The organism is Coleofasciculus sp. (assembly GCF_046539235.1).
Lineage (GTDB): Bacteria > Cyanobacteriota > Cyanobacteriia > Cyanobacteriales > Coleofasciculaceae > Coleofasciculus.
In genome coordinates this window covers 1-11,959 of record NZ_JBKHHI010000193.1, presented here as the reverse complement: position 1 = coordinate 11,959, position 11,959 = coordinate 1, and the positions used below count along the sequence as shown (strand labels likewise).

The following is an 11,959-nucleotide window of genomic DNA, read 5'->3' as shown; positions in this document are numbered from 1 at the left end:
CCAATCTTAACGCGGTCGCTGAATAATCGTTTCCAGAATTCGCCGCTTGGCTTTGGGGTCAATACCAATTAACCGCACATATTCATTATTATGTTCAGCAAGGCGTTCGGCTAGGGTCAGGATCACGTCTGATGCTTCATCTCCTTGAAATGTGCCATCACTTTTCCAAGCATTCGTGCGAAAACGCCGCTCATTGGCATACTCTAAACTGAGACGGTATCCTTGGGCTAAGAGTTCGCGAATCTGCTGTTGGATATCTAAATCTAAGGACGTGGTGGGTTCTAACGGCTGATGTGTCTTAAGGTTAACTCTATTCTCAGTAGTGGCTTGACTGGCTGATCCTTGATTAAGGGTGCGGGGTTCTTTGGCTAAACCGTTTCCCTGTCTGTCTGTCTGGGGGGTATATTGACCTGTGATTTGTCGTGCTGGCGGTAACTCAATCCCAGGACTTTCGCGCAGTGCCTTATTATATTCTCGAACTAATCCCGTCTGTTCAACTTGTCTTTGTTCGCCAATCATCACCTGACCGAATTCGATTAAGTGAGATATATCAAAATTCGGCTTTTCAAATTCCGGCGGCGCTTCGGTACTGCGAACGACGCGAAAGGAAACTTGATCAAGTCCGACATCATGGATAAAGTGGAGAATCTGTTGATCATAAATCCGCGATCGCAAGGCGCTGAAAAAGTCAATGGCTTGATTGGGGAAATGATCCACCAGTTGTTCGATGTCTCGTCGGGATAGTTCATCTGCGGCAAAAATGCCCCCAACAATGCCAATGCGTTCCTCTCGACTGGGTTCCCAGTAATATTTTTCCATACGACCTTCTCGAATTAACGGCGCATAGAGGGTGGAGAAGTCATTCCCGGTGACGATAATCGGGACGCGATGCAGGGGATTGGCGTCATAACTCCCAGGGAGTTGCACATCGGTGGGATGATCGGCAATATTCATTAATGTGGCGCTGACGAGTTGAGTATTGACTGTGTATTGAGTGGTGCTGTCAAAACGTCCAACCCCTGCATCCAAGTCATTAATCATTAAGGCGCACATTTTTCCCTGCACCTTAATCATTTCAGCGGCTTCTCGATAACGCAAGCGAATCAGACGCGCCGGATCACCTGCATCCGGACTTTCCAGTTCACCGCCAGAGATATGGATGACACCAATCCCCATTTGTTCAAAGACTAACTCGCATTGGAAGGATTTGCCTTCTCCTTTGCGTCCATGAATGCCCAGAATCAGAGGAACCCGGACACCCTCTAATTCTAGATAGTTTTTGGTAATGTGAACCGCCAGTTTATCCCGGAAGCTGGGCGCGATATAGTAGGTCATAAGTGAACAGTTCCCAACAAAAGGTTTCTTAACCTTAATGAATTAGAGGTAAATCGCGCAAGAAATAGAAGCGATCGCGGTTTGAGTCATTCTCCTTACTCCGCCCTAAGTAGCCTGTTAACGGTGAGGATAGTTCAATGAGAATATCATGCAGTTCATTTGGCATTAAGGGTTTAGGCGGACTCGAACCGATATACGCGCCATAAATTTGACCAACTTCCACTTCGCCTAACCCGGCATTTTCTTGTAAGGATTTAACGGATTTGACGATGTGCGATCGCACGGCGATGTCTTGACGCACTTGTGCCAGGTATTGCTCAATTTTATCATCGGCTAACCCATAAGCATCTTGCCAACAGGCTTTAAGTTTCAGTAAGTCAATCGCACCCTTATACTGGGCTTGCAATTCCACGAGATGTTGGAGAGTTTCTGGACGAATCACGCTAATCTGATTATTTAAAGTTGTTCGTAAAGCATCTGGGGTTAATTCCCCGGCGGCGACAATGAGTTTTATACAAGGATCGTAGTCTTGTTGCAGGTGATTTTTACCAAGTTGAATTAATTGTCCTGGAGTTCTGCTGGGTACTTTTTCACTTTTGGTGGCTTTGCATTCGCCAACGATGGGATAAGGTGCATCCGCATAAAAATCAATCCCGCCAGCACCGCCAGTGGCTTCTGGATTTAGGCTGGCTCTTGGGTCATTTCTAGAGTTAGTAAATCCTAGTTTCAGTAAGCTTTTTCGCACCAGTTTTTCAAAGTGATGACCATCGCTAGAGTTACCGACTTTGGCGATTGTTTTTATCCAGATAAAATCAGAGTCAAATCTCCCGATTGATTGACTACTCCATCCCAAGAATTGTTTGATATCTTGGTCGAGTTCTTTAGCCGCTAGATTACTGTCTGATAATGACGCGATCTGCTGTAAGCAGCAGCGCTTCGCTATCGCACTCTGTAATTCCTCTAATTCTGGATGCTGAGGCGGCTGTCGTTTTTCCATCTGGCGACAGCGCTGTTCAAAGAAGGTTTGACTCAACACAGGTGTGTCTTGAGTCACCGTTAAAGGTTGGGGAAGTGGAATAAATCGGGGACTCGGATGAACAGGAATTTCCATCGGTTGCGGGAGTCGATAAACCCGCAGGTAGGCTAAAAAAATATGACCTCGTTTGACACGAGTTTGCTCTAATCCGGCTGTTGTCCATACAGTTAACTGGGATAAAAAATCCAGGGATTCGGAATCATCCAAGACTTGACAACGTTCGCATTTTGCCCAGGCTTTAATTTGAACTGTCTCAGAACCGAGTTCAGCCAGACTTTTTTGGGCGGAGGGGATAAAATTAGAGCGATAATACTGTTCGATAGGCAGAGCGTTACTGGATGTATCTGAGGGATAGAGAGCAAATTGTCGTCCCGGATTGAGGAATATTCGCGGAATAGCGGCGATCATTCGCCCTTCGATTAAGGCTTCGATATCGGGGGTGGGTAGACAAAATGCAGTTTGAAGTAAAACCTGCTGGTTCATTTTTATAGAGTTATACGTTATAGTTCGATGTTATCTTCTACATCAGCAACAGTCTGAGGAACTCTCATTGGCAAATCATCATCAGTTAGATTATCAGGTTCTTGACCCGACGGATCACTTAAAATTTCTCGAATGAGTGGGTTATCAATGGCTAACCGCTTCTCCTTGATAAAATCAAATATTTGCTCCTCGCTGATTTCGTAACTTTCCCGATTGTCATGGACGAATAGAATAGCCAGAAGTGGAGTTATATCTTGGCTCTGTAAACGCACCCATTCTCCGCCTTTCTCTTGCAAAAGCTTCCTGACATTATTTTGAGCTAATCTCGCTCCAGAGTTAATTTTCTTAGAACGAACTAAGCAACCGCGAGTTAAGTCAAATTTTTTATAGTTAATTAACCGCTTTAATGCCGCTCCCTGATACTTTCCTCCAGATTGCTCAAGAACAGCCACTCCAATTTTAACCTCTTGCTCATTTTCGGTTCCAACAATTTTAAAGTGAATGTATCCTTTGTCTACACTCCAGCATTGGATTTCTTCTACTCTATCAATAGTCACTCCCTCTATTGTTTGCTGGCAGAGAGTTAAAAAAGCTAATTTTAAAGCCTCAGCAATTTCATTGTTGTTTTCTTCTGACAAAATATCTATATTTCTTTGAATATCATCTAATTGGGTTTGATAACAAAGTTCAACAATACTTTTCCGTCCATTTTTTGAAAGCTTAAAGTTTTCTGCACACCACCGAATCACTGCCCTTACCGTAGGTTTTTGCTTACCAAGCTCCCTTAATTTGTTTTGATCAAATGGATAAATCGGATTAGGTGGTATTTGTTGATTTTCACCATAGAATTCTTTGAGCCAATGGGAAACAAGTTCAATTACCTGATCTGAGTTTAAATAGTCCAGTTTTAACGGTTGCATATCTGCCCTTTCACTAGCCAAACGAGCCATTACCGCCTCAGCTTGAGGTAAACTTCTAACTTGATAACTCCAGGTGTCAGCATACATGGCTAGCAAAAAAGCACCCCGTTTGAGAGTGTTATACAAGTCCTTGACCAAACTCGCAACAAGTTGGGCGACGGTAAAACCATTATCATCAACTGCTACAATATCTAACTCATCAAAGCAAATCACGGGTACTCGATAATCACTGGTGATGTCGAGAATTTGGCGAGCATTATTTAAGGCGTCTGTTTCTCTGTCTTCTCCTTTAGGATTAGGTAGCCCCATTGTCTCAGCTTGTAACTGACTTAACTCGCCACCAGAAAGCCAATGAATGGCATATCGAGCATGAGCAGAAGAAAGCGTCCACAAAATTGCTGTTACAATATAAGGATTATCAATATCGGGTTTAACCTGAAGAACCAGATTGGTGAGCATATCACCTAATTTGTTTGAATATTTGCTCAACCACTTGGGAAAAATTGCCACATATTGCTGAGGAGTATAATTCCAGTTTCTGGCTTCATTAATCAAAGCAGTCGCCAATTCTTGCCACTGCATGACTCCTTGACTACCAAATGCTTTAAGACTGGTGGCTACATTTTGGTTAAATAGAGTCTTTATCTTATTTAAATTGTCATATTTATTCATGTATATAAACAACGCATCACTATTAGCTTGGTAGTGATGGCGAATCCGACTGATAATATGGCTTTTGCCTAGCCCTTTTTCAGCCGTAATCGTAATTCCTACGGTTTGACGTTCCCCGCTACGCACTTTAGCCACCGCATCAAATACAGCATCAGATGCATGAGCGTTTATTGAGGGAACATCAGGAAAGCTTTTTCCCCAGATCTGTAGTGGTGTAACCACAGTATGTCCAGCAAAGGGGTTTTTATTTCTGATTAATTCTTCAATGGAAGACACGGATCTAATCCTTGTAGTGTGATGTGAAGTAAATAAGTAGTACACCCAATACGATACAGAAAGACTGTATAATTTATGATGTTAAGCGTCGGGCATAACAGCGCAATCCATCCAGTTGTGTCGTAATCGAATCTTCAATTTTGTCCGGTGCGCTATCTTCTACGCTGCCACCTTGAAGCTGTAAGATATCGTTAGCCTGCATTTCCAGCATCCAGTCGTTGAACTGGGAACGAGAGACGCGATCGCCAATTGTCCGCCGTATCCGATATATCGGTACTAAGTCATCTAAGTTATAGTCGCGGTTAAGCTGATCGTAGACATCCAGCGCCACTTGCTTAAACTGGTCATAAGACGCGATCGCCTTTGGCGCTGAGCTTTGCTCAATCGCACTCTCCCCAGTCTTCCCGGCTGCAACCGCACCATCACCAACAGTACCCGCCGACATAGCTTGTTCTCGAATCCATTTGAGTAACGCATTCGCCGTTTTCGCGCCAATCTGACTCTCAAACTCAAACGCCTCACTCTTTAGCCCCGCTTCCAGCATCTGCAATCCCTTGGGCTTTACCAGAGACACCTTATACCGAGAAACCGCGATCGCACCGTCATTTTCTAGCTGCTGATAACTATCCTGATAATCGGCGGCTGTCTCTTTCTTGCGTTTCAGTCGTTTAGTCAGATCACCCCTCTTAACATCTGAACCTCCCAGATCCCACAAGTAAAGCAGTAAGCGGACTTGCTTCGCCTTCGCCTCAGCATCATTCGACATCGTTGTTACCATATCCGTCATGGAAATTTCTGAGTCTAAAGAATGAACTTTTGTAAAAATACTCCCTGCTATACTAACCCTATCCTCTAGCCACTTGCCAGTTCAGTCGCGATCGGTATAAAGCTAGTACAGCGTCAGTAGGAGCAGTTTAGAGAACAATCAATGCATTCCATTGATAACCCCCCAGTAAAACCCACCCTCACGCCACAAATTATGTGTTCTGCACATAGTCTCTAAGTATTTTCACTTAATCCAAAGACTCAACTGTTCAATTTGATCCTGTTTTCGACTGGTGCAGGATGATCACCTGCTCATCAATCGTTGCCCATAATCGTAACCTAACTTAATATTTATCGGATAAATGTTAACTTCTATATCATTCCCTTGTCTTTTAACTTGAGAGTGGTAAAGTAAAAGTATGAAGCAAATAAAGCTTCAGCGGACAGATAAAAAAAGCAACGTTTAGATTCAAAGAAAGAGGTAAAAACGCTGGCTAAACCAATCAATCTGTCTTCTCTAAAAACAACAGCAGCAAACCATTTAGACGCTGATATTTCCTAAGCTAAGTAATAGGGAGCAAGGCAACTGAAACTTGAATTCAGTGCAACTCCAGATAGAATTACCAAAAGAAGGAAATCACTCAGCAAGTCAATCGGACGTGCTGCTGTTGTTTTAGCATTTCCAGCCAAATTAATAGGAGAGGGCGACCTGATCGTTTGTCGGGGCTACTGTACTTTATTACAGCGCAAAGCGCTGTATCTTCTACACAGATTGCAGTTCAACCGTCAAGTAAGCGTAAGTTTTGCATTTTGTCAATATAAATATACCTGGTAGGGGCGACCCGCTTGCATTAATTAACAATTGTAGTCCCCTCAATTTGATCGGGTCGCCCTCTCCTCTCAGGTCGGATGTCAGCAAGTGTTTCAGGAAGGGAAAAACCGCGATCGCAAGGATGCTCCCCTCTCATCCTAAATGGAGTTCAAGGATATCCGCATCGGGAAAGCATTAATCAAACTTCACATTTTCCTCCATAAAAGTAAACTTACGTATCATTCCCTTGTCATTTAACTTGAGAGTGCTAAAGTAGAACTATGAAGCAAATAAAGCTTCATCAGACAGATACAAAAGCAACGTTTAGATTCAAAAGAAGAGGTAAAAACGCTGGCTAAATCAATCAATCTGTCTCATCTAAAAACAACAGCAGCAAATCTTTTGAACGCTGATATTTCCTAAGCTAGTCAATGGGGAGCAAGGCAACTGAAACTTGAATTCAGTGCAACTCCACAAAGAATTATCAAGAGAAGGAAATCACTCGGTTAGTAGAACTGAAATGCTGCTGTTGTTTTAGCATTAATTAGCCAAATTAATAGCAGAGGGCGACCCGACCCAATTAAATGGATTGGAGATTGTTAATTGATGCAAGCGGGTCGCCCCTACAGGTGGTTAATCTTGCATTTCTAAACAGGAACACGATCGCCTTTGGCGCTGAGCTTCGCTCAATCGCAATTCTCGGAACCTCCACCTAGAGCGTCGATCCAGTAATAGCCGTTCGGTTGTAGGGTGCGTTCCTGGAAGCGATTTCTGCTGCTCCATCGATCGCCGATTGGGAACGCACCAAGCTTATGGCTCGATGAATTACTCAGCTATACTTTGAGTAGTGACATCGACTCATCCCTCCATGACTGATTCGCCAACCAATCTTCCCATCCGACGAGACTTGATAGACGACACCCAAGCTCTGGTTAAAGAGCTAAATATGTCTTGGAGTCGGCTGATTAGCCTTGCTCTGAGTGAATTTCTGCGTCGATACCGTGAACGAAAGGAACTGCTAGAACAGGTCAATGTGGCTTACTCCGATGGACTTGACGAAGAGGAAACGCAACTTCTACAAGCAATGCGCTCAACTCATCGTCGTGTCATCGAAGGAGAATGGTAGTTAAACAAGGTGATATCTATTGGGTGGATTTAGGAGATCCGGTTGGCTCGGCTCCTGGCTTTCTCCATCCTCATGTGGTGATCCAAAATGATGCTTTTAACCAAAGCCAAATCAGAACCATTGTGGTTTGCAATTGTTACTGGAGCCTTATGAATTTGATGAGTGGGAAGATTGATTTGCAAGCATTCTGAATTTACTTGATCTTTTAGACAGATTGTAGTTCAACCGTCAAGTAAGCGTAAGTTTTGCATTTTGTCAATATAAATATACCTGGTAGGGGCGACCCGCTTGCATTAATTAACAATTGTAGTCCCCTCAATTTGATCGGGTCGCCCTCTCCTCTCAGGTCGGATGTCAGCAAGTGTTTCAGGAAGGGAAAAACCGCGATCGCAAGGATGCTCCCCTCTCATCCTAAATGGAGTTCAAGGATATCCGCATCGGGAAAGCATTAATCAAACTTCACATTTTCCTCCATAAAAGTAAACTTACGTATCATTCCCTTGTCATTTAACTTGAGAGTGCTAAAGTAGAACTATGAAGCAAATAAAGCTTCATCAGACAGATACAAAAGCAACGTTTAGATTCAAAAGAAGAGGTAAAAACGCTGGCTAAATCAATCAATCTGTCTCATCTAAAAACAACAGCAGCAAATCTTTTGAACGCTGATATTTCCTAAGCTAGTCAATGGGGAGCAAGGCAACTGAAACTTGAATTCAGTGCAACTCCACAAAGAATTATCAAGAGAAGGAAATCACTCGGTTAGTAGAACTGAAAGGCTGCTGTTGTTTTAGCATTAATTAGCCAAATTAATAGGAGAGGGCGACCTGATCGTTTGTCGGGGCGGGTTTTACCGATAACAAACAGAATGGCAGTTAAACCGGGTGATATCTACTGGGTGGATTTAGGAGATCCGGTTGGTGGAAAGATTGATTTGCAAGCATTCTGAATTTACTTTATCTTCTATACAGATTGCAGTTCAACCGTCAATTAAGCGTAAGTTTTGCATTTTGTCAATATAAATATACCTGGTAGGGGCGACCCGCTTGCATTAATTAACAATTGTAGTCCCCTCAATTTGATCGGGTCGCCCTCTCCTCTCAGGTCGGATGTCATTGAATTCAGTGCAACTCCACAAAGAATCATCAAGAGAAGGAAATCACTCGGTTAGTAGAACTGAAAGGCTGCTGTTGTTTTAGCATTAATTAGCCAAATGAATAGGAGAGGGCGACCCGACCCAATTGAATGGATGGGAGTTTTTAATTGATGCAAGCGGGTCGCCCCTACAGATGGTTAATCCTGGATTTGTCACCAGAATGCTCACACTTCGGGGAACCTCCAGCTAGATGAAACCCGCGCAGGCGGGTTTAGTTTGTGTAGCTGCGGTTTCTAACCGCCCCGTTTTATCATATCCGGTTCAACTCCTTAATGGGTTTGAGCCTTCAGTCGGATATTCATCTCCTGACTCACAGCAACTTTACGATTTTGTTGCACCGGAATCTCAATAATAAACTCAGTTCCTTGTCCAGGAGTAGAGTGACATTGCAAAATTCCCTTATGCTTGTCTACAACAATCTGATAACTAATCGAGAGTCCTAAACCCGTCCCTTTACCAATCGGCTTAGTCGTAAAAAACGGATCAAATAACTTTAACTTCACATCATCCGTCATCCCTGATCCATTATCACTAATTCTCACCCGAATATAATCAGCCGATGGCGCTTCTGACTGAATCCGAATCATCGGCGAAAAATTCGTCTCATTCCGGGCGACAACTTCCTCTAACGCATCAATTGCATTCCCCAGGAGATTCATAAACACTTGATTAAGCTGCGACGGATAGCACTCAACCAACGGTAACTCCCCATACTCTTTCACTAATTCAATCTCTGGATTGTGACCATTCCCTTTTAGCCGATTCCGCAATAATAGTAAGGTACTCTCCATCCCCTCATGAATATCCATGGGTTGCATTTGGGCTTGATCCAAACGCGAGAAATTCCGCAAACTCAATACCAAATGACGAATCCGTTCCGCCCCAATCTCCATGGAACCCAGAGTTTTAGGCAAGTCTTTGATCAGAAACTCTAACTCAATTGCTTGGGCATGATCTTGAATTTCGGGTGCGGGTTCAGGATAATACTCTTGATACAACCGCAGCATTTCTAATAAATCCTCGGTATATTCTTTGGCGTAGTGGAGATTACCGTAAATAAAACTGGTGGGATTATTAATTTCATGGGCTACCCCGGCGACTAATGTCCCTAATGTGGACATTTTTTCCGTCTGCACTAACTGCGCTTGATAGGCTTTTAAATCATGCAACGCTTGCTTCAGTTGTTCCGCTTGCGCGGTGGCTAAGGCGGCGGTTGTGCGACTATGGGCATACAGTTCAGCTTGATCAATGGCACTCGATAGTTGGTCAACTACTGAAACAATTAATTCAACTTCCTGTTCACTCCAGTAGCGACTCTGCTGATAATGTTCACAAACCACCACGCCAATTTTATTGCTGCGAGTTTGTAGGGGTACAATTAGCACAGCTTGCAGTCCATCATCCAGGAAGCGATCGCGAGTCTTACCCTTAAGCTGACTATCGCTGGCAATATCGTCAATCCGTAGCAACGATTGTTGCTGAATCATTAATGGAAAATCTGGCAAAAGTTCGTCCGCCGTATTCCATTGCACTCCCTTATTTTCACTTAACTCTCCCGCCGCTTCCATAGGTTCAAAGCGAGGAGGAGTACCGTAAGGGTGATACCACAAAAACTGGCAGCGATCGATATGTAATAAACTACAGATTTCCCTCACCGCCGTCTTCAAAATCTGTTCTAATTCCAAAGAACTGCGAATTTGACTCGACAAGCGACGTTTCAACAGTTTTTCTTGATCTTGTAACTCGCGAAATTGGGCTTCGGCTTGCAATAATTGGTCTTGAGTGCGTTGTAACTTTTCATTCGTCGTCACCAGTTGCGCCATCGCCGCTTCCAATTCACGGGACTTTTGTTCCAGTTGGCAGTTATATTGAATCGATTGGGAAACCTCTGCCAGCATATCAATAACCACTGGTGAGATCTGCTTACTTAACTTTTCAATTCCCAACCAAGGCTGAGGTTTAAGGCGTCCGACACTGGTAAAGACAATTTCAAATTGACCACCATCCAAAATCTTACCAATCCGGCAATGTTTGCTGACATGGTTATTTGTCTCAATCCGAATCTTCCCTCCCGGTGCTGCAAACGTTTGCCCATAGGCCGCTTCTCGCACTGATTCCACATCAAAGCCACCCGCTTTTTCTACGGCTTGTTTCCAGAGATAAACCTGGGTATACGCCGACTCAATCGGATCACTGGTCACCCGATCTTGACCATAACGTGCCTGAAAATTTCGGACAAATTCGCGATTTCTCTGGGTATTAATACTCTGAAAATAACTCCAACTGGCATAATGACCCGTCGCGATACTCCCCCCCATTCGCCGCAGTTCCTCTTCAGCGACACTCACGGCTAAAATGGGAATCTCCGCCGCTGTGATTCCGGCTTCTTGGTACTGTTGATAAAACGCTAAATTACTGTCCCCATTCAGGGTATTAAAGACTACATCCGGTTTAGCTTCTTTAATTCTGGCGATCAACTCACCAAAGTCGGTCATCCCTAAAGGAACATACTCTTCCCCCGCTAAACTCCCCCTTTGCTGTTTAAGCTGCGCCTTAATTAACTTGTTGGCGGTTCGGGGAAAAACATAATCAGATCCAATCAGATAAAAACGTTTCCCCTTATGTTCCAGCAACCAGTTAACCGCTGGACCGACTTGTTGATTCGGACAAATACCTGTATAAAAAATGTGGCGAGAACATTCGAGTCCTTCATATTCAACCGGATACCACATCAGGGCGTTGAGTTCTTCTAAGATGGGTAAAACCGCTTTGCGACTTGCAGACGTCCACCCGCCAAAGATGGTGGCAACCTGATCCTGTTCGATCAACTTTCTAGCTTTGATAGCAAACGTCGCCGATTGGGATGCGCCATCTTCAATCACGGGTTCAATTCGATGTCCTAAGACACCACCCGCTTGATTAATTTCCGCGATCGCCATCAATTCCGCATCCTTTAACGAGGCTTCGCTAATCGCCATCGTGCCGCTTAAAGAATGTAAAATGCCAACAGGGATCGCAGCACCAGATCTGATCGCTGACTGGTTGAATTCGCTCATTACTGATGTTCCCGAAATGTTCTCCCGTTAAGTGCCTCTCTACTGTCCAATAATCCTTTAACCGTTGCTTTTTGTTGTTGACGTGATCAATTAATCATCTTATTGCAATCTGGATCAATTATTCCGTTTAAGATTTCTCCATTCTTCCCTGTTTAATTAAAACCTGGGGAAGTGACAAAAGCCAAACACCCTGAGCGCGAATCCCTGGTCTTCCATGAAGCTGCATAAAACAACGATAGGTTAAATGCACGATTGAGGCAAATACTAAACATTTGACTATTGCTTTTTACAATGTCCCTTTCAATACTAACCTACTGTACTGATGG

At 43.7% G+C, this 11,959-nt stretch carries 7 protein-coding genes; 2 read left to right on the top strand and 5 right to left on the bottom strand.

Going from position 1 to position 11,959, the window contains the following annotated elements:
- Positions 1-6: 6 nt before the first annotated feature.
- From ACLFWI_RS17210 to ACLFWI_RS17195, 4 genes are all read right to left on the bottom strand, one after another.
- Complete coding sequence (locus tag ACLFWI_RS17210; protein ID WP_446413930.1) at positions 7-1,335, bottom strand: ribulose bisphosphate carboxylase small subunit; 1,329 nt, start codon at positions 1,333-1,335, stop codon at positions 7-9.
- 34 nt (positions 1,336-1,369) lie between these two features.
- On the bottom strand, positions 1,370-2,854 hold the full coding sequence (locus ACLFWI_RS17205) for a DUF1802 family protein (RefSeq protein ID WP_446413929.1): 1,485 nt from the start codon (positions 2,852-2,854) through the stop codon (positions 1,370-1,372).
- 17 nt (positions 2,855-2,871) lie between these two features.
- Positions 2,872-4,722: a hypothetical protein gene (locus tag ACLFWI_RS17200; RefSeq protein ID WP_446409155.1), complete on the bottom strand. Its 1,851-nt coding sequence runs from the start codon at positions 4,720-4,722 to the stop codon at positions 2,872-2,874.
- A 73-nt stretch (positions 4,723-4,795) separates the two neighbouring features.
- A complete protein-coding gene (locus ACLFWI_RS17195; protein ID WP_446413928.1) occupies positions 4,796-5,509 on the bottom strand; it encodes a hypothetical protein in 714 nt (237 codons plus the stop codon).
- Positions 5,510-7,166: 1,657 nt separating this feature from the next.
- Between ACLFWI_RS17195 and ACLFWI_RS17190 the strand changes: the two genes are divergently transcribed.
- Positions 7,167-7,424 carry a hypothetical protein gene (locus ACLFWI_RS17190; RefSeq protein ID WP_446413927.1) on the top strand — a complete coding sequence of 86 codons (258 nt, stop codon included), beginning with the start codon at positions 7,167-7,169 and terminating at the stop codon, positions 7,422-7,424.
- A complete protein-coding gene (locus ACLFWI_RS17185) occupies positions 7,418-7,615 on the top strand; it encodes a type II toxin-antitoxin system PemK/MazF family toxin (protein ID WP_446409157.1) in 198 nt (65 codons plus the stop codon). The genes ACLFWI_RS17190 and ACLFWI_RS17185 overlap by 7 nt, the downstream gene beginning before the upstream one ends.
- Positions 7,616-8,846: 1,231 nt before the next feature.
- Here ACLFWI_RS17185 and urtA read toward each other — a convergent pair.
- On the bottom strand, positions 8,847-11,633 hold the full coding sequence (urtA, locus tag ACLFWI_RS17180) for an urea ABC transporter substrate-binding protein (protein ID WP_446413926.1): 2,787 nt from the start codon (positions 11,631-11,633) through the stop codon (positions 8,847-8,849).
- Positions 11,634-11,959 lie beyond the last annotated feature (326 nt).